The organism is Streptomyces sp. NPDC088910 (assembly GCF_044749865.1).
GTDB lineage: Bacteria > Actinomycetota > Actinomycetes > Streptomycetales > Streptomycetaceae > Actinacidiphila.
In genome coordinates, this window is the sequence record NZ_JBIVIV010000001.1 from 953,707 (window position 1) to 970,885 (window position 17,179).

General features: G+C 73.4%; 17 protein-coding genes. 6 read left to right on the forward strand and 11 right to left on the reverse strand.

Annotation, left to right across the window (positions count from 1 at the left end; all coding sequences use genetic code 11):
* Positions 1-31: 31 nt before the first annotated feature.
* Genes ACIP4Z_RS03955 through ACIP4Z_RS03970 form a run of 4 tightly spaced genes read left to right on the forward strand, consistent with a single transcriptional unit; the run spans position 32 to position 2,524 of the window.
* A complete protein-coding gene (locus ACIP4Z_RS03955; protein WP_355343191.1) occupies positions 32-574 on the forward strand; it encodes a Na+/H+ antiporter subunit E in 543 nt (180 codons plus the stop codon).
* Positions 571-1,008, forward strand: a complete 438-nt coding sequence (locus tag ACIP4Z_RS03960; RefSeq protein WP_355343188.1) for a monovalent cation/H+ antiporter complex subunit F — start codon at positions 571-573, stop codon at positions 1,006-1,008. The genes ACIP4Z_RS03955 and ACIP4Z_RS03960 overlap by 4 nt, the downstream gene beginning before the upstream one ends.
* The gene (gene mnhG / locus ACIP4Z_RS03965; protein ID WP_355343185.1) at positions 1,005-1,376 is read left to right on the forward strand and encodes a monovalent cation/H(+) antiporter subunit G; all 372 of its coding nucleotides are present in this window, start codon (positions 1,005-1,007) and stop codon (positions 1,374-1,376) included. The genes ACIP4Z_RS03960 and mnhG overlap by 4 nt, the downstream gene beginning before the upstream one ends.
* Positions 1,373-2,524 (forward strand): PP2C family protein-serine/threonine phosphatase, encoded by a 1,152-nt coding sequence (locus tag ACIP4Z_RS03970; RefSeq protein WP_355343183.1) that lies wholly within the window; start codon positions 1,373-1,375, stop codon positions 2,522-2,524. The genes mnhG and ACIP4Z_RS03970 overlap by 4 nt, the downstream gene beginning before the upstream one ends.
* Here the strand turns inward: ACIP4Z_RS03970 and ACIP4Z_RS03975 are convergent.
* Positions 2,511-5,507, reverse strand: coding sequence for an FAD-binding and (Fe-S)-binding domain-containing protein (locus tag ACIP4Z_RS03975; protein ID WP_401304879.1), 2,997 nt, complete (start codon positions 5,505-5,507; stop codon positions 2,511-2,513). The genes ACIP4Z_RS03970 and ACIP4Z_RS03975 overlap by 14 nt on opposite strands.
* A gap of 296 nt (positions 5,508-5,803) precedes the next feature.
* Between ACIP4Z_RS03975 and ACIP4Z_RS03980 the strand changes: the two genes are divergently transcribed.
* Complete coding sequence (locus ACIP4Z_RS03980) at positions 5,804-6,673, forward strand: GAF and ANTAR domain-containing protein (protein WP_355343177.1); 870 nt, start codon at positions 5,804-5,806, stop codon at positions 6,671-6,673.
* A 198-nt stretch (positions 6,674-6,871) separates the two neighbouring features.
* On the forward strand, positions 6,872-7,420 hold the full coding sequence (locus ACIP4Z_RS03985; RefSeq protein ID WP_401304881.1) for a hypothetical protein: 549 nt from the start codon (positions 6,872-6,874) through the stop codon (positions 7,418-7,420).
* Between the two features lie 208 nt (positions 7,421-7,628).
* Here the strand turns inward: ACIP4Z_RS03985 and ACIP4Z_RS03990 are convergent, their stop codons facing one another.
* The 10 genes from ACIP4Z_RS03990 to ACIP4Z_RS04035 all read right to left on the reverse strand — a co-directional run bounded on the left by ACIP4Z_RS03990 (position 7,629) and on the right by ACIP4Z_RS04035 (position 17,129).
* Positions 7,629-8,309, reverse strand: coding sequence for a class F sortase (locus ACIP4Z_RS03990; protein WP_188283612.1), 681 nt, complete (start codon positions 8,307-8,309; stop codon positions 7,629-7,631).
* A gap of 5 nt (positions 8,310-8,314) precedes the next feature.
* Positions 8,315-8,929 (reverse strand): hypothetical protein, encoded by a 615-nt coding sequence (locus ACIP4Z_RS03995; RefSeq protein WP_391163940.1) that lies wholly within the window; start codon positions 8,927-8,929, stop codon positions 8,315-8,317.
* A 224-nt stretch (positions 8,930-9,153) separates the two neighbouring features.
* A complete protein-coding gene (locus tag ACIP4Z_RS04000; RefSeq protein ID WP_355343169.1) occupies positions 9,154-9,933 on the reverse strand; it encodes an HAD-IIA family hydrolase in 780 nt (259 codons plus the stop codon).
* A gap of 267 nt (positions 9,934-10,200) precedes the next feature.
* Positions 10,201-11,289: a 2-aminoethylphosphonate ABC transporter substrate-binding protein gene (locus tag ACIP4Z_RS04005; protein ID WP_401304883.1), complete on the reverse strand. Its 1,089-nt coding sequence runs from the start codon at positions 11,287-11,289 to the stop codon at positions 10,201-10,203.
* A gap of 59 nt (positions 11,290-11,348) precedes the next feature.
* Positions 11,349-12,146, reverse strand: coding sequence for an ABC transporter permease subunit (locus ACIP4Z_RS04010; RefSeq protein WP_391163942.1), 798 nt, complete (start codon positions 12,144-12,146; stop codon positions 11,349-11,351).
* Positions 12,133-13,191 carry a 2-aminoethylphosphonate ABC transporter permease subunit gene (locus tag ACIP4Z_RS04015; RefSeq protein WP_401304886.1) on the reverse strand — a complete coding sequence of 353 codons (1,059 nt, stop codon included), beginning with the start codon at positions 13,189-13,191 and terminating at the stop codon, positions 12,133-12,135. Before ACIP4Z_RS04015 ends, ACIP4Z_RS04010 begins: the two co-directional genes overlap by 14 nt.
* The gene (locus ACIP4Z_RS04020; protein ID WP_401304888.1) at positions 13,184-14,341 is read right to left on the reverse strand and encodes an ABC transporter ATP-binding protein; all 1,158 of its coding nucleotides are present in this window, start codon (positions 14,339-14,341) and stop codon (positions 13,184-13,186) included. Before ACIP4Z_RS04020 ends, ACIP4Z_RS04015 begins: the two co-directional genes overlap by 8 nt.
* Positions 14,338-15,108 carry a phosphonatase-like hydrolase gene (locus tag ACIP4Z_RS04025; RefSeq protein ID WP_401304890.1) on the reverse strand — a complete coding sequence of 257 codons (771 nt, stop codon included), beginning with the start codon at positions 15,106-15,108 and terminating at the stop codon, positions 14,338-14,340. The genes ACIP4Z_RS04020 and ACIP4Z_RS04025 overlap by 4 nt, the downstream gene beginning before the upstream one ends.
* Before the next feature lie 5 nt (positions 15,109-15,113).
* Positions 15,114-16,232, reverse strand: a complete 1,119-nt coding sequence (locus ACIP4Z_RS04030; protein ID WP_391047079.1) for a TIGR03364 family FAD-dependent oxidoreductase — start codon at positions 16,230-16,232, stop codon at positions 15,114-15,116.
* A 132-nt stretch (positions 16,233-16,364) separates the two neighbouring features.
* Positions 16,365-17,129, reverse strand: coding sequence for a GntR family transcriptional regulator (locus ACIP4Z_RS04035; protein WP_355343149.1), 765 nt, complete (start codon positions 17,127-17,129; stop codon positions 16,365-16,367).
* Positions 17,130-17,179: the final 50 nt, after the last annotated feature.

A 17,179-nucleotide genomic window follows, 5' to 3' on the forward strand; every position in this document is an offset into this window, starting at 1 on the left:
CACACGTGTCCGGTCTGCGAGCATTCGGCGGGTGCGTACCCTGCGGAGAATCCAGTGGCCGCTGGTGCTCTGGCTGGCCGTGGTCTGGGTGCTGCTGTGGGGAAAGGTCACCGCGGGCAATGTGCTGACCGGCCTGGCCGTCGGCGTCGTGCTCTGCCTGGCCTTCCCCCTCCCGCCGCTCGAACTCGAACTGCGGCTGCACCCGGTGGGCCTGGTCCGCTTCGCCGCCTACTTCCTGGCCGATCTGACGGTGGCCGGGCTGCGTACGGTCTGGCAGATCCTCACCCCGTCGCCGCTGCCCTGCGCGGTGCTCGCCGTACCGCTGCGCTCCCGCAGCGACTTGATGCTGACCGCGACGGCCGTGGCGGTCTGCGCGGTGCCGGGCAGCGCCGTACTGGAGATCCAGCGCTCCACCGGCACGCTCTTCGTCCACGTCATGGGCTCCGACAGCGCGGGCACGGACCAGGCCCGCGCCGAGGTCAGACGCCTGGAGCAGCTGGTGGTACGGGCGTTCGGCACCCGCGCGGAGATCGCGGACCTGACGGCCCCCGAGCCGGGTACGGGTGCGCCGTGAACTGGGTGACGGGGGTGGTGCTCGCCCTGCTGGTCGCCTCCGGCGTGATGGTCTTCGTCCGGCTGGCGCGCGGCCCCTCGATGCTGGACCGGGCGGTGGCGGTGGACGCGCTGCTGGCGGTCGTGGTGGCCGGACTCGGCGCGCGGGCCGCCGAGGCGCGCACCCCGTACACCCTGCCGGTGCTGCTGGTCCTGGCCTTCCTCGGCTTCACCGGCTCGGTGGCCAGCGCCCGCTTCATCGCGGTGCGCGGCGCGGAGCCCCCGGAGCGGCCGGGCGGGCAGGAGCCGGCGGGGTCAGGGGAGCCAGGAGGGCCGGGGCGGCCGGGGGAGCCGGTGGAGCCCGAGGGGGCCGAACGGACCGAGCGGACCGAGCGGCCGAAAAGGGATGACGGCCGGGAGGGCACGGCCGCTGACGGTGAGGAGACGGGCGGATGAGCTGGACCGCGGTGGGCGACTGGGCCGCGGCGGTGTGCCTGCTGCTCGGCGCGGGGCTGAGCTTCGTGGCCGGGGTCGGGCTGCTGAAGCTGCCCGACACCCTCACCCGTATGCACGCGGCGACCAAGCCGCAGGTGCTCGGGCTGCTGTTGGTGCTGCTCGGGGTCGCCCTGCGGTTGCGTTCCTGGGTGGATCTGGGAACGCTGGTACTGATTGGCACGTTTCAGCTGATGACTGTGCCGGTCGCGGCTCATATCGTGGGCCGCGCGGCGTACCGCACGGGCCAGGTGGACGGCGACCGGCTGGTCCTTGACGAGTTGGACGAGCGGCTGACCCGGCCGGAAAGGCCAGATAGGTTCACCGTGTGAAGAATGTCCGCGTGGTCAGGGCGCTACAGCATGTGGAGGACGAATACCTGTCACGTATGGGTATGTCGCTCCCCCTGCTGGTCATCGCGCTGGTCGTGATCGCCGATCTCGCGGCGGGCCGGGACCACTTCATCACGCCGGGCATCGTGGCCGCGCCGCCGCTGGCCGCGATCACCGTCAACTGGCGGCGGACCCTGTTCATCGGCGTGCTGGGCCTGATCGTCCAGGCGGCGCTCGCGCCCTACGACGGCATCGCCGAGATCCCCGATCACGACGTGTTCTTCGGCCAGGTCTTCGCGTACGGCTCGGTGACCCTCTTCAGCATCTACATCGCCTGGCGCCGCGAGACCGGCGCGAAGGCGTTCAGCGCCATCACCTCCGTCGCCGAGGCCGCCCAGCACGCCCTGATGCGCCCGCCCGCCCCGCGCGTGGGCGGTATCCAACTGGCCGTGCGGTACGTGTCGGCGGCCGACGCGGCGCAGATCGGCGGCGACCTGTACGCGGTGCTCGACACCCCGTACGGCGTGCGGGCGCTGATCGGCGACGTGCGCGGCAAGGGCCTGGGCGCGGTGCAGACCTCGGCCGTGGTGCTCGGCGCCTTCCGCGAGGCCGCGTTCGACGAGGGCGGACTCGACCGGGTGGCGCGCCGGGTGGACATCAGCGTCGGCCGGCATGTGACCGGCGGGGACTTCATCACGGCGCTGTTCGCGCAGTTCGACAAGCCGGACAGCGTGGAACTGCTGCACTACGGCCATGTGCCGCCGCTGCGGGTCTCGCGGGACGGCGAGGTGGAGACGCTGTACCCGAACGAGCCATGGCTGCCGCTGGGCCTGGCCGACATGGTGGCCGAGGGGCCCACCCCATGGCGGGTGCCGCTCATGCCGGGCGACGTGCTGGTGCTGTGCACCGACGGGGTGATCGAGGCGCGCAGCCCGCGGGACAACTCCTTCTACCCGCTGGCCGAGCGGGTCGGCCGCCTGGTGGCCGGTGCCTCGTACGACCTGGACGACGCCGTGGAGCGGGTCTACAGCGATCTGCTGGAGCACGCGGGCGGCTCGCTCACCGACGACGTGGTCCTGCTGCTGCTCGCGCCCCAGCAACGGCCCCTGCCGGCCCACCCGCAGGACCCGCCGCTCAATCCGGTGTGACCGCTGTCGTCGTGTCCCGGGCGTCCGGCGCGGGCGCCGCGTGGGTGACCGGCAGGCCGCGTGTCGCGCGGTCCAGCGCGATCAGCACCGACTCGTACGCCTCGCCCGTGGCGTGTTCCATGCCCAGCTCGCACATCCGGTTCGCCGACAGATACGCGTCGTAGCCGCGCGCCGCGACCTCCTCGGCCTCGGGGCGCGTCGCGGCCTCGGTCAGCTCCTCGTGCAGCATCCCGCGGTCGCCCGCGAAGGCGCAGCAGCCCGCGTCGTCGGGCACGACGACCTCGCGGGCGCAGGCCCGCGCGACGGTCTCCAGCGCGCCGGTGTCGCCGAGGTGCCGCATCGAGCAGGTCGGGTGCAGGACGGCGGACGCGACGGTGTCGGTGACCGTCAGCCGCGGCAGCAGGTGCTCGGCGGCCCAGACGACGGAGTCGATGACGGTCAGCTCGCCGTGCAGTTCACGGTTGGCGTCGGAGAGGTACGGCACGACGTCGCGGGCCAGGCCGAGCGTGCAGGAGCTGGCGTCGACCACGATCGGCAGCCGTCCGCCGCCGGTCCACAGCCAGGCCGCCTCCACGATCCGGTTGGCCATCACCGCGTTGCCCGCCAGGTAGCCCTTGGAGTGCCAGATGGTGGCGCAGCAGGTGCCCGTGACGTCGTCCGGGATCCACACCGGGCGACCGGCCCGCGCGGAGACGCTGACGACGGCCTGCGGCAGCGACCCGTACCGGGTGGCCGGGACGCCGAAGACGCGGTTGACGCACGCCGGGTAGTACACGGCGGTCGCGCCGTCCTTCTCGGTGCGGGGCAGCCGGGGGGCGGCGCCGGGGATCTCGGGGAGCCATTCGGGTATCAGGTCCGGGCGTACGGCTCTGCGGGCCAGGCCGGTGCCCGCGGTCAGCGGGCGGTCGCCGACCCGGTCGCGTACCGCGTCGGCGGCGGCCACCGCGGCGCGGGCGGCGCGTTCCGCGGCCTTCCAGTGGGTGGCGACGGAGGCGGCGACCCGCTCCTCGGTACGGGAGTGCCCCGCGTGCCGGAAGTCCCGCATCATCGCGCCGGTGTCGATGCCGACCGGGCAGGCCAGCGCGCAGGTGGAGTCGCCCGCGCAGGTGTCGACGGCGTCGTATCCGTACGCGTCCAGGAGCGCCTGGAGGACCGGGGAGCCGGGCGGCTGGCGGAGCATCTCGCGGCGCAGCACGATCCGCTGTCGGGGAGTGGTGGTCAGGTCGCGGCTGGGGCAGGTGGGCTCGCAGAAGCCGCACTCGATGCAGGCGTCGGCGACGGCCTCGATGGCCGGGATCGTCTTGAGGCCGCGCAGGTGGCCGCGCGGGTCCAGGTCGAGGACGACGCCGGGGGCGAGGACGCCGTCCGGGTCGAGCAGCCGCTTGACCCGCCACATCAGGGCGGTGGCCTTCGCGCCCCACTCCAGTTCGAGGAAGGGCGCGATGTTGCGGCCGGTGCCGTGCTCGGCCTTCAGCGAGCCGTCGAACCGCTCGACGACGGTGTGGCAGAAGTCGTCCATGAAGGCGGCGTACCGCTCCACGTCGGCGGGGTCGGCCGCGTCGAAGGTCAGCAGGAAGTGCAGATTGCCGTGCGCGGCGTGGCCCGCGACGGCCGCGTCGAAGCCGTGCCGCTCCTGGAGTTCCAGCAGCTCGGCGCAGGCGTCGGCGAGCAGCTCCGGCGGTACGGCGAAGTCCTCGGTGATCAGCGTGGTGCCCGACGGGCGGGCGCTCCCGACGGCCGCGACGAAGGCGTTGCGGATACGCCACAGGCCGGCGATCCGCGCCGGGTCGCGGGTGAAGGCGTTGTCCGCGGACGGTACGGGCGTGACCAGGCCGAGGTCGTCGCAGACCCGGACGGCGGCCCGCTCGTACGCGGCCAGCTCCGTGTCGTCGGCGGCCCGGAACTCCACCAGCAGCGCGGTCGTCTCGCGCGGCAGCGCGGCCCACTCCCCGGGCACCTCGGGCACGCCCACGGCGGCCCGCAGGGTATTGCCGTCCATCAGCTCGACAGCGTCGGCCCCCGCCTGGTTGAACAGCGGCACGGCCGCGGCGGCGGCGGGCAGCGTCGGGAAGAACAGCAGGGCGGCGGTGGCCGCCGCGCGTATCGGCAGCGTCTCGAAGACGGCCTCGGCGACGAAGCCGAGGGTGCCCTGCGAGCCGACCATCAGACCGCGCAGGATCTGCGCGGGCGTCTCGGCGTCGAGGAAGGCGTCGAGCCGGTAGCCGTTGGTGTTCTTGATCGCGTGCTTCGCGCGAATCCTGGCGGTCAGCTCCTCGTCGGCCTCGATCTCGTCCCGCAGGTCGAGCAGGCCCTGGCACAGCTCGGGCTCGGCGGCGGCCAGCGCCGCGTCGGCGTCGGGGTCGCCGGTGTCCACGAGGGTGCCAGACGGCAGCACGACGGTCATCGAGGTGACCGTGCGGTACGAGGTGCGGCTGGTGCCCGCGGCCATCCCGGACGCGTTGTTGGCGACGACTCCGCCGACCGTGCACGCGACGGCGCTGGCCGGGTCGGGGCCGAGCACCCGGCCGTGCCGGGCCAGGGTGGCGTTGGCCCGCGCGAGTACGGTGCCGGGCAGAATACGGGCCCGCGCGCCGTCGGCCTCGACCTCGACGCCGCTGAAGTGGCGGCGCACGTCCACCAGGATGTCCTCGCCCTGCGCCTGGCCGTTCAGGCTGGTGCCCGCGGCTCTGAAGACCAGGTGGCGGCGCTCGCGGCGGGCGTAGGCCAGCAGCCTGACGACGTCCTGCGCGCTCTCGGGCAGGACGACGGCCTGCGGCACGAAGCGGTACGGGCTGGCGTCGGAGGCGTAGCGCACGAGGTCGGAGACGCCAGTGAGGACCTTGTCCGCGCCCAGCAGCTCGGTCAGCGCGGCCTTGAGGCCCTGCGGTGTGCCGGTGGCCCGCGACTCCTCCACCCGGTCGGGCGCGGCGCTCGCGGGCGGCACAGGGCGCAGTGCCTCGCCCTTCGGATCGGGCACGGGCATCCGGACCTCCTCGGGCGGACCGTGGGACGTGGTGGCTTCCGGTTCTCGGTCGTGGGCGCTGGGCTCGCGGCGGTTCTCGGGTCGGCGGCTCCGGGTGCTCGGTACTCGGCTCTCGGTGCTCGGGAGGAGCCCACCGATTGCCAAGGTATGACGGACTCCGCGTTCCCGCTCGCCCCGCGGGCCCCGCGCTGCTCCGCCGTCTCCGACCTACGGCGGAGGCGCCGCGCCGACCCGACGGCGGATACTCGGCTGCGAGTCCGGCAACGGGGGCCGGGCACGAACGGGGAGCAGCGAGAATGAGCCACAGCGCGCCAGGTGATCCTTCCGGCCCTCCCACGAAGGGTCCCGCCACGAGCGGCCCCGCCTCGAACGGTCCGGCCACGAACGGTCCGGCCACGAGCGGCCCTTCCGGGGTCCGGCCCGGCGCTCCCGCCGACTCCCCGGCGCCCGAGCCGTACGCCGCCGCGCTCGGGGCGGCCTTCGTGGCCGTGGCCGACACGCTCGACGGGGGCGGCGCGGTCGGGGACGTGCTGGTCGGGCGGTGTGTCGGGGTGCTCGGGGCGGCGGCGGCCGGGCTGCTGCTGGTGGCGGAATCACGCGGGAGCGCGGAGCCTGAGGTGGTCGCGGTCACGGACGAGGCCGTACGGGCGCTGGTCGCCGCCGAGGGCCCCGGCCGGGAGTGCCACCGCGCGGGCGCGCCGGTGCGCGCCGACGTGCTGGGCGCGGCGGCGGGCCGCTGGCCCGATTTCACCGGGGCCGCGCTGGCCGCGGGCTACGGCGCCGTCCTCGCCGTCCCCATGCGTTGGCGCGAGGAGACCATCGGCGCCCTGACGCTGTTCCGTACGGCGCCCGGCCCGCTCCCCGACGGCTACGCCGAGCTGGCCCAGGCGCTCGCCGACGTCACCACCATCGGGGTGCTCCAGCGCCGCGTCAGACGGCAGCGCGAACAGCTCGCCGACCAGCTCCAGTCCGCGCTGGAGAGCCGGGTCCTGGTCGAGCAGGCCAAGGGGCTGCTCGCCGAGCGCTGGCAGGTGAGCGTGGACGCCGCCTTCACCGCGCTGCGCAGCCACGCCAGGACGCGCCGCATCCGGCTGTCCGACCTGGCGCAGGGCCTGCTCGACAGCACGGTGGACGCGGCGGAGCTGCGCGGGGGCCCCGGCCGGTGACGCCGCCCATGCCGCGGCCGGTGACGTCGCATTGCGTAGAGAACGTGTAACCAACCGTCATATTCCCTCTGGTGCGCGGGAGTTCGGTGTTCTAGGGTGTGGGGCACTTCGCGGCCCGCGACCCCGGTCGCGGCGCTCAGACCCGTACTCTCCCGTCCGCTCAGGCACGGCCCGACGACGCCAGGACTTGGTTTGCCCATGGTCAAGCTCGCGGCATCCGCGTACCTCCCCCCACGCGAAGCCGACCGCCCGGTGCTCGACGTGTCCTGGACCTTCTCCGTCGGCCGCCTGCCCGGCAGCGACGAACTGGCGGCCCGTATGACCCGCGCCGCCCTCGACACGCTCGGCGGCCCGTACGGCGGGATCGGCGCCCTGATCACCGACGCCACCTCACTGGCGTGCGCCTACCTGGTCGCCCACAGCCTGGCCCGGCGCTACCGCGTCACCCTGGGCGTGGACGGCGGGCACTGCGCGGTCGCGGTCACCGACTACGGCTACGACCACGGGCTGCCCGGCGACGGCGCGGAGCCGGTGCCGGAACCGGCCCGCGACGAGGCCAGGGACCTGTGCAGGCGGCTCGCCGAGGCCGCGGCCCACCCGGTGACGATCGACGGGGTCCAGGTGCACCACGCCGTGGACGGCGCCGTGCTCATCCGCTTCAGGGCCCAACTGCCCCACGCCCCCACGGTTCCCCCCACTCCCCCGGCCGCGCCGGACGCCTCCCGCAGTCCAGGCGCCCGAGGGTGAGGAGCGCCCGGCCGGGCGGCTTCGCGGGGGAGGCGAGCCACCGGCCGGGCGCGGTACGCACCCCGGGAGGGATGCGGGTCTCGACACGCGCGTCAGGCCGTCGGCGTGCCGGGCCGTACGTGCGTCAGGTCGTACGCCGTCGGGCCGTACGTGCGTCGGGCGCACGCGCCTCGGGCCGTACTGCGTGCGTCAGGTCGTACTGCGTGCGTCAGGTCGTGCGGTTGCCGGTCAGCGCCGCGAAGACCACGACGTTCGCCGAGTACGCCTGCTTCTCCTTGTCGAAGGAGCCGCCGCAGGTGATCAGCCGCAGTTCCGGGCGCCCGGAGGACCCGTACACCCGGTTGGCGTCGAAGTGGTCCTTCTCCACCACCTCGACGCCCTCGACGGAGAATTCGGCGACCGTGCCGTCCGCACGGGTCACCTCCACCAGCGCGCCCGGCTCGACGGTGCTCAGCCCGTAGAAGACGGCCGCGCGGGTCTCGGTGTCGACGTGGCCGACGATCAGCGCCGCGCCCGCCGTTCCCGGCGACGGTCCGTCGCGGTACCAGCCCGCGACGTCCGGGGTGGCGTACGGCGGCGGGTCGACCGCGCCGTCCTTCAGGCCGCGGCCGACGAGCTTGGCGTGCAGCCCGATCGAGGCGATGTCGATGCGCAGCGGCGTGGAGGCGGGCATCGGCAGGTGGGGGGCGTAGACCTCGCGCGGGCGGTCGGCAGCGGCGGCGGCCAGCGCCCGGCCGCCGGGGGTGGCCTCCGTACCGCTGCCGCCGCCGTCGTGTCCGAACAGCCAGGCCGCGAGCAGCACGAGGGCGACGGCCGCGGTCGTCCAGGTCCTGTTGTCGGGCCGTGGACCGTCCTCGCCGCCGCCCGCGGCCTCCGCCCCTTCCGCCATCCCGGTCAGCCGCGGTCGGAGCTGCGGCGCCGGTGGATCACGAGGCCCGCCAGACCGATGGCCGCGAAGCCGCCGGTGACCAGCAGCGCGCTGGTGTCGGAACCGGCCGTGCCGGGCCCGGCCGCGAGCTGCGCGGTACCGCCGCCGCCCGCGGGGACGGGCGCGATCGGCAGCGAGGTGCTGGCGCCGGTGACCGTCACGGACGCGGACGCGGAGCTGGAGGAGCCGTTGCACTCGACGGAGATCTCGTACGAGCCGTCGACCGCGTCGGACTTGATGAACGCGGTGCCTTCGAGCGAGTGGGAGCCGTCGCTCGCCGGGGCGAGGGTGACGGTGTCCACGAAGACCTCGGCGCTGGCGCGGGCCTTGCCGCCGGACTTGCAGGAGGTCTCCAGGTGCAGGCTCACGACACCACCCGGCGCCACGCTGGCGGGCGACACGTCCATCGAGTCCGAGGAACTGGACGACGAGGACGAGGACGACGACGAGGAGGAAGAGGACGACGATCCCCCTCCGCCCGAGTCGGCGATCGCCTGGCTGGGCAGCCCCGAGGCGCCACCGAGCGCGAACACTCCGACGGCACCGGCTGCGGCGATGACGGGCAGTTTCAGACCGAACATGGAGACCTCCGCTCGTCCGGGAGCGGGGACTCGCGCCCGGTGCTTACGAACATCCCTGCGACGGCCGCCGCCCGCACCCCGAGGGGCGCCTCAATCGTCCATCAGGGTGAGGGACGCTCTACGGAGAGTGATGGAGCGGTGTGTCGGCTCGGCTTTCCCGGGCCCGGGGCTCCGGGGGCTGCGCGCCGGCTCGGGGGCCGGCGCTGGGGGCTGCGGGCCGGGGCTCAGATCTCCGACACGAGGTCCGCGATCGAGTTCACGACGCGCGAGGGGCGGAACGGGTGGCGGTCGATGTCGGCGGGCGCGGTGAGGCCGGTCAGCACCAGGAACGTGGTCATGCCGGACTCCAGACCGGCCAGCACGTCGGTGTCCATCCGGTCGCCGATCATCGCGCTGGTCTCGCTGTGCGCGCCGATCGCGTTGAGCCCGGCGCGCATCATCAGCGGGTTGGGCTTGCCCACGAAGTAGGGGTCCTTGCCGGTGGCCTTGGTGATCAGCGCGGCCACCGAGCCGGTCGCGGGCAGCACGCCCTCGGGGGACGGCCCGGTCTCGTCGGGGTTGGTGCCGATGAAGCGGGCGCCGTTGTTGATCAGCCGGATCGCCTTGGTGAGCGCCTCGAAGCTGTAGGTGCGGGTCTCGCCGAGGACGACGTAGTCCGGGTCGGTGTCGGTGAGGATGTAGCCGACGTCGTGCAGGGCGGTGGTCAGCCCCGCCTCGCCGATCACGTACGCGGTGCCGCCGGGGCGCTGGTCGTCCAGGAACTTGGCGGTGGCCAGCGCGGACGTCCAGATGTTCTCGACCGGTACGTCGAGACCCATGCGGGTCAGCCGGGCGTGCAGGTCGCGCGGGGTGTAGATGGAGTTGTTGGTGAGCACCAGGAAGGGCTTGCCGGACTCCTTCAGCCCCTTGATGAAGGCGTCGGCGCCCGGGATGGGCGTGCCCTCATGGATCAGCACCCCGTCCATGTCGGTGAGCCACGACTCGATGGGCCTGCGTGTCGACACGGGTTCCGCTCTCCTGTTCCTCGCACAGCTCGCGCCCGGGGCATCCGCTCGCGGCATCCGCGCGCCGCTTCCGCGCACGGCTTCCGCGCACGGCTTCAGCCCACGGCCTCAGCACGCCGGCTTCTGCCCACGGCTTCACTCACCAGCGTAGCCGGGGCGGATGGCACCCGCCCCGGCCGTCTCGCGTGCTGGTCGGCCGCCGCGTCACGGCGGTCCCCCCGGTCAGCCAACGGCCGGCGGACCGGTGACCTGCCGCTCGGCCAGGAGTCAGCTTCCGGTGGCGGTCTTCCACGCGTCCACGTAGTCGGTCAGGTGGGCGTCGATGTCGGACCAGTCGGGGGTGAAGACGTCCACGCCCGACATGATCTGCTTGAGCTTGGCGGCGTTGGCGTCGGTCGCGGTCACGTCGGTGCGGGCCGCGAAGCCGCCGCCGATCGAGGAGACCTGCTGCTGGACCTCGGTGGTCAGGAAGTAGTCGAGCAGCTTCTTGGCCGCGTCCTCGTGCGGCGCGTTCTTCACCAGCCCGGCCGCGTACGGCAGCGCGAAGGTGGTCGGCTTGCCCGAGGCGTCGGCGGCCGGGAAGAAGATGCCCTGGTGCGGCATCGTCGCCTGGTCCGCGTAGTTCATCTGCACATCGCCGTTGGCGACCAGCAGTTCGCCCTTGTCGACCTTGGAGGCGAGCTGGCCGGTGGACGCGGACGGGCCGACGTTGTTGGCCTGGAGCTTCTTCAGGTACTCCATCGCCGGGGCCTGGCCGCCGAAGTCGTGCATGGCCTTGATGACGACGGCGGTGCCGTCGCCCGCGACACCGGGGGTGGAGTACTGGAGCTTGTTCTTGAACTTGCCGTCCAGCAGGTCGTTCCAGGTCTTGGGCGGGGTCGGCAGTTCCTTGGTGTTGTAGATGAAGCACAGGTAGTTGTTGACGATCGAGGTCCAGTTGCCGTCCGCGCCCTTGTCGGCGGCGTCGACCGTGTCGGAACCGGCGGGCTTGTACGTGGTCAGCAGCCCCTTGGCGTCGGCCTGCTGGATGAAGGGCGGCAGCGTGACGATCAGGTCGGCCTTGGTGTTGGACTTCTCGCGGATCACGCGCTGCACGACCTCGCCCGAGCCGCCCTCGACGTAGTTGACCTTGATGCCGGTCTTCGCCGTGAAGTCCTTGAACACCTTGTCGTAGAAGCCGTCCCCGGCCTCGTTGTGCAGGCCGTCGGCGCTGTAGACGGTGACCTCGGTGGACGCCTTGCCGTCCGAGGAACCGGAGCCGGAGTCGGAGGAGCCGCCGCAGGCGGCGAGGGCGAGACCGAGCGTGAGGGTGCCGGCGACGGCGGTGAGCGGGGTGATGGGGCTGCGCTTGCGCATGGCAGGTCGAACTCCTTGCTGGGTGTGGTCAATCGGGAAGGAGAATGGGGAAAAGGGGGTCAGCGGTAGGAGGCCCGGGTGCGGACGCGGGACATCCCGAGCAGGACGAGCAGGGTCGTCACCATGAGGACGACGGCCAGGGCGGCGCCCGAGTAGAGCGAACCGCGGTTCGTCGCGCCGTAGATCTGGACCGGCAGCGGCAGCCAGTCGGGCGGGTAGAGCATCATCGTGGCGCTCAACTCGCCCATGGACAGGGCGAAGCAGAGTCCGGCGGCGGCGGTGAGCGAGGGCAGCAGCAGCGGAAGCCTGATCCGCCACAGCACGTACGCGGGCCGCGCGCCCAGGCTCGCGGCGCTCTGCTCGTACGCCGGGTCGAGGCGGACGAGCGCGGCGCTCACGGACTGGTAGGCGAAGGCGGTGACCAGGACGGTGTGGGCCAGGATCACGATCTCGCGGGTGCCGTTGAGCAGCAGCGGCGGCTTGGAGAAGGCGACCAGCAGGGACAGGCCGACCACGACGGACGGCACGGCGACGGGCAGCATGAACAGGGTGTCGAGCAGGCGCCGTTGCCAGCCGCGCAGGCGTTCGGCGGCGAGCGCCGCCCAGCCGCCGACGAGCAGGGCCAGCACGCTGGCGGCCAGCGCCGTCCACAGGCTTGTGGTCAGGGCGTGCGCCGAGTCGCCCTTGGTGATGTCCTGATAGTGCGTCAGCGTCGGGTGGGACGGGAAGGCGCCGCTCCAGTTGGTGGCGAAGGACGCCATCAGCACGACGAGGAAGGGCAGCGCGAAGACCGGCAGGAACAGGACGAAGAAGACGGCCCAGGCCGTCCAGCGACCGCTGCGGCTATGCACCAGCACGGCGGGCACCTCCGGTGAAGCCTCCTGCGAGGGTGGTGGTACGGGCCACGACGGCCCGGTAGAGGCCGTAGAGCGTCACCGACAGCACGACGGCGACGACCGCGACGACGCACGCCCCCGGGTAGTCGCCGTCGAGGATCGCCTTGCTGTAGACGAGCATCGGCAGGGTGGTGACGCCCTTGGCGCCGGTGAAGAGCACGATGCCGAACTCGTTGAGGCACATGACCAGGACGAGGCTGCCGCCCGCCGCGAGCGACGGCAGCGCCTCGGGGAGGATCACCTGCCGTACGATCCGCGGCGCCCGCGCGCCCAGCGACGAGGCGACCTCCAACTGGGCGGTCTCCACCTGGGAGAAGGCCGCGAGCAGCGGGCGCATCACGAAGGGCGTGAAGTACGTGATCTCCGCCAGGAGTACGCCCCACGGTGTGCGCAGGAAGTCGATCGGGCCGCTGCCGCTCGCGCCGCCCGTCACGTCCGTCCACAGGCCGTTGGCCATGCCGACGGTGCCGTAGAGGAACAGCAGAGCGAGGGTGATCAGGAAGGAGGGGAAGGCCAGGAAGATGTCGATGAAGCGGCTGAGCGCCTTGCCGCCGGGGAACGGCACGAAGGCGATCACCAGGGCCAGGACGAAGCCGAGGACCAGACAGCCCGCGGTCGAACCGACCGCGATCCACACGGTGTTCCACAGCGCCTCGCGGAACGACTCCTCCGTGAACACGTCGGTGTACGCGGACACGGAGTGGCCGCCGCTGTCCGGTGAGAGGGACTGCTTGCCGACCAGGAAGAGCGGATAGAGGAAGAAGAAGCCGATCGCGGCCAGGGGCGGCAGGGCCCAGAGCGGGCCGGGCACGGTCAGCCGCCGCGAACCGCCCTTGTCCGCGGCGGACGTGGCGGTGCGCGCGGCCGGTGTGGCGTCCGGTGTGGCGTCCGACTTCGCGGCCGGTGTGGCGTCCGGCTTCGCGGCCGGTGTGGCGTCCGGCTTCGCGTCCGGTGTGGCGTCCGGCTTCGCCTCCGGTACGAGCGGCGCCTGCGTCGTCCTAGCCAACGCCGACACCTCCCGCGCCGAGCCCCGCGGGCAGCAGCACCGCGTCCTCGGCCGCGAAGGTCAGCCCGACCTCGTCGCCCGCCCGCGGCGGCTGCCGCAAGTCCCCTACGTCGGCGCGCAGTTCGTGCCCGTACGCCGCGACGAGCAGCCGGTGCGTGTGGCCGCGCCACTGCACGGCGGTGACGGTGCCGCGCAGGACGTTGCCGCCGCCTTCCTCGGATGCGGCGGCCAGCCGCAGCGCGTGCGGGCGGACGCACAGCGTCGCCTCGGCGCCAGGCGCCGGGCCGTCCGTACCGCTCGCGGCCACCTGGAGGGTGGTGTCCGCCAGCCGTACGGCGCCGTCCTCCCCCGCGCTGACGTTCAGCAGATTGGCGTTGCCCACGAAGGAGGCCGTGAAGGCCGTGCGCGGGTGCCGGTAGAGGTCGCGCGGGGTGCCGCAGTCCCGGAGCCTGGCCTTGTCCAGGACGGCGATACGGTCGGCGAGCGTCAGCGCCTCGATCTGGTCGTGGGTGACGTACAGGATCGAGACCTCGGGCAACTCGCGGTGCAGCCGGGCCAGTTCGGTGAGCATCCCGGAGCGGAGCTGCGCGTCGAGCGCCGACAGCGGCTCGTCGAGCAGCAGCACCCCCGGCCTGATCGCCAGCGCGCGGGCGATGGCCACGCGCTGCTGCTGCCCGCCGGACAGCTCCCGCGGATAGCGCCGGGCGTACGCGGCCATGCCGGTCATCTCCAGCGCGTCCGCCACCCGCCCGGGCACCTCGCCGCGCGGCACCTTCTGCGCCTTGAGCCCGAACGCCACATTCTGGTCCACCCGCAGATGCGGGAAGAGCGCGTACTGCTGCACCACCATCCCGATGCCCCGCCGGTACGGCGGCAGGTCCGTCACGTCCCGTCCCCCGATCGCCACCCGCCCGCTGACCGGCCGCACGAACCCCGCCACCGCCCGCAGCGCCGTCGTCTTCCCCGACCCCGACGGGCCGAGCAGCGCCATGACCTCCCCGCGCTCGACGGTCAGGTCGAGCGAGTCCAGCACCGTCTGGCCGTGGTAGGCGACGGTCACCTGCGCGAACCGGATGCCCGCGGGGCCGGTCGTGCCCGCGCGCGGGGGCGCGGGCGTCGGCTCCGCCGCCGGGTGGTCGGCGGCGGTCATCGCGGGGTCTCCCGGCGGGCGACGGCGGCGGGGAGTTCGGCGATCGAGGCCAGGACGTGGGTGGCGCCCGCCGCGATGAGCTGGGGCTCGGTGTGAGCGCCGGTCAGGACGCCCGCGACCAGCGGGGCGCCCGCGCGGACGCCGCTGAGCATGTCGTAGGCGGTGTCGCCGGCCACCGCGACCTGGCGGACGGAGTCGGTGCCGGTGCGCAGCAGCGCGGTGAGCACCATGTCGGGGTAGGGGCGGCCACGGCCCGCGTCGGCCGGGCACAAGGTGAGGTCGGCGACATCGCGCCAGCCGAGCGCGTCGAGGATCGCGTCCTGCGTGACGCGGGAGAAGCCGGTGGTCAGGACGACCTTGCGGCCCGCCTCGCGCAGCGCGTCGATCGTCTCGCGCGCGCCGGGCAGCGGCGCGCACCGGCCGCCGTCGACGAGTGCGGCGTACGCGGTCTCGAACGCCGCGTTGCCGCGCCGTGCCGCCCGCTCGTCACCGAACAGGGCGCGGAAGACGGTGATCTTGGACTCGCCCATCGTGGCGCGTACGTAGCCGAGTTTGGCGCTGTGGTCCGCGCTGCCGGGCTCGACCCCCAGCTCCTCGGCCGCCCGCGAGAAGGCCAGTTCGACCAGCCCGTCGTCGGCGACGGTGGTCCCGGCCATGTCGAGGACGACAAGCCGCAGGTCGGACGTATCGCCTGGGGCGGAGGCGGAGGCGGCGGGTCCCGGCTCCGTGGGTGCGGGGGCGGCGGCAGCCGCCGTGGTCTCGGTCATGTCGTTCACCAGCCGATCTCGTTCGCGGTGTCCTCGCCGATCGCCGGGGAGCAGGTCATGCCGCGACCGCCGGGGCCGGTGACCAGCCACACGCCGTCGCGTACCTGCTCGCGGTGGACGACCCGGGTGGTGTCGGCGCACTGCGCGTACACCCCGGCCCAGCGGCGGCGGATCTTGGGCAGGGGGCGGCCGAGGAGTTCGGCGGCCCGTTCCAGCAGGTGGTCGTACGGGTCCTCGATCACGTCGAAGGCGAAGGCTTCGTCGTATTCGTGGGTGTCGCCGATGGTGAGGCCGCCGTCGAGGCGCTGGACCATGAGCAGTTGCATGCGGTGCTCGGCGGCGACCGGCGGCTGCGGCTGGCCCGCGCGCAGGGCGTCGAGCGCGGCGCCGTCGTAGGCGGGGTAGTAGCGGAAGCTGTCGGCGTCGGCGACGGAGGTCGTCAGCGGTTCGCCGAGCGGGTCGGTCTGCGCCATCTGGAGCCGGACCCTGCGTACCGGCAGGCTCGGCGCGAGTTCCTTGACGAGACCGGTCAGCCAGGCGCCGGTGGCGACGACGACGCTGTCGGAGGCGTACGACGTGCCGTGGTCGTCGCGGACCAGGCCGGTGTCGACGTCGCGGACCTCGCGGCCGGCCACGAAGGTGTAGCGGCCGGTCGCTTCGAGGTGGGCGCGCAGGGCGGGCAGGGCGACGCGCGACTCGACGGCGGCGTCGCGCTCGCAGAGCAGGGCGCCGAGGAGTTCGCCGCGCAGGGCCGGGTTGTGGGCGGCGACCTCGGTGGGCGACAGCCACTTGTAGCCGCGCTCGGCGGCGTCGGGGCGGCCCAGGACGTCCTCGGCGACGGCCCGCTCGGCCGGGGTGCGGACCACGGTGAGCGAGCCGTTGGCGCGGAAGCCGACGCCGGGCACGCGAGCCCCGATCCCCTCCCACAGCTCGCGGGCGCGCAGCGCGGTCTCCAGTTCGGCACCGGCCGCCCGGCCGCCGACCCACACGAGGCCGAAGTTGCGCACGGACGCGCCGCGGGCCTCCCGCTCGCGCTCCAGGTGGACGACCTCGTGGCCGCGGTTGACTGCGTGCCAGGCATGCATCGTGCCCAGCGCTCCGGCTCCTACGACAGTGACTCTCACGCCGTCGAGATTCGCGGCGGAGGGTGGCCGTCTCGCGTCCGGCTACCGACGTCCGGGTGAACAGGTCTCCAAGCTTGGACTAGACCCGTTATCATTTCGTGACTAAAAAGGGGACGTCGGCCACCGGGGACCTCAGCCCCGCCGGTCGCTCTTCTCCATGTGGACGGTGAAGCTGAAGCGGTCGCCGCGGTAGAGCGACCGCACCCGCTCCAGCGGCTCGCCCGCCTCGTCCCGGCTCGACCGGTGCAGCAGCAGCATCGGCAGCGCGGGCGGCGTACCGATCAGCAGCGCCTCGCGCGGTGTGGCCAGCACCGTCTCGATCCGCTCGTCCACCGAGACCGGCTCGACGCCGATCCGCTCGCGCAGAAAGGCGTAGAAGGAGGTGTCGGGCGCGAAGTCCCTTTCCAGGTGCGGCAGTCGGGCCACCGCGAGATACGTGCTCTCCAGGCCGACCCGCTCCTCGTCGGCGAGCAGCACGCGCTCCATGTGCCACACCGGGTCGCCGGGCGCGAGCCGCAGTTCTGCGGCGAGACCGGGGTCGGCGGGCAGCCGCTCCAGCGCGATCAGATTACGGCCGGGGACGCGGCCCTGCCGCCGTACGCCCTCGGTGTAGCTGTCGGTGGACAGCGGCTGTTCCAGCTTGGGCCCGGCCACGACGGTGCCGCGGCCCCTGCGGCGCACCCGGCCCTGGATCAGCAGTTCGCGCAGCGCCTGCCGTACGGTCTCCCGCGCCACCTCGAAGCGGGCCGCCAACTCCCGCTCCGTGGGCAGCAGTCCGCCCTCGCCCAACTCGTCGAGCACGACTTCGAGGCGGGTCTTGACGGCGAAGTACTTCGGCACCCGCCCGTGCTCCGGGATGCCCGCCCGGATCGGGCTCTGCGGATCTGCGTCGGCCATTGCCCGATCCTCGCAGACCGGACGGGGTGCCCGGTCCCGGAGCCCTGCTC

Coding starts and splice junctions, on each gene's coding strand:
- ACIP4Z_RS03985 (WP_401304881.1), top strand. CDS start 6,872: ATGGTCAAGCTCGCGGCATCCGCGTACCTCCCCCCACGCGAAGCCGAC.
- ACIP4Z_RS03980 (WP_355343177.1), top strand. CDS start 5,804: ATGAGCCACAGCGCGCCAGGTGATCCTTCCGGCCCTCCCACGAAGGGT.
- ACIP4Z_RS04020 (WP_401304888.1), bottom strand. CDS start 14,341: ATGACCGCCGCCGACCACCCGGCGGCGGAGCCGACGCCCGCGCCCCCG.
- ACIP4Z_RS04025 (WP_401304890.1), bottom strand. CDS start 15,108: ATGACCGAGACCACGGCGGCTGCCGCCGCCCCCGCACCCACGGAGCCG.
- ACIP4Z_RS03990 (WP_188283612.1), bottom strand. CDS start 8,309: ATGGCGGAAGGGGCGGAGGCCGCGGGCGGCGGCGAGGACGGTCCACGG.
- mnhG (WP_355343185.1), top strand. CDS start 1,005: ATGAGCTGGACCGCGGTGGGCGACTGGGCCGCGGCGGTGTGCCTGCTG.
- ACIP4Z_RS04035 (WP_355343149.1), bottom strand. CDS start 17,129: ATGGCCGACGCAGATCCGCAGAGCCCGATCCGGGCGGGCATCCCGGAG.
- ACIP4Z_RS03995 (WP_391163940.1), bottom strand. CDS start 8,929: ATGTTCGGTCTGAAACTGCCCGTCATCGCCGCAGCCGGTGCCGTCGGA.
- ACIP4Z_RS04005 (WP_401304883.1), bottom strand. CDS start 11,289: ATGCGCAAGCGCAGCCCCATCACCCCGCTCACCGCCGTCGCCGGCACC.
- ACIP4Z_RS03975 (WP_401304879.1), bottom strand. CDS start 5,507: ATGCCCGTGCCCGATCCGAAGGGCGAGGCACTGCGCCCTGTGCCGCCC.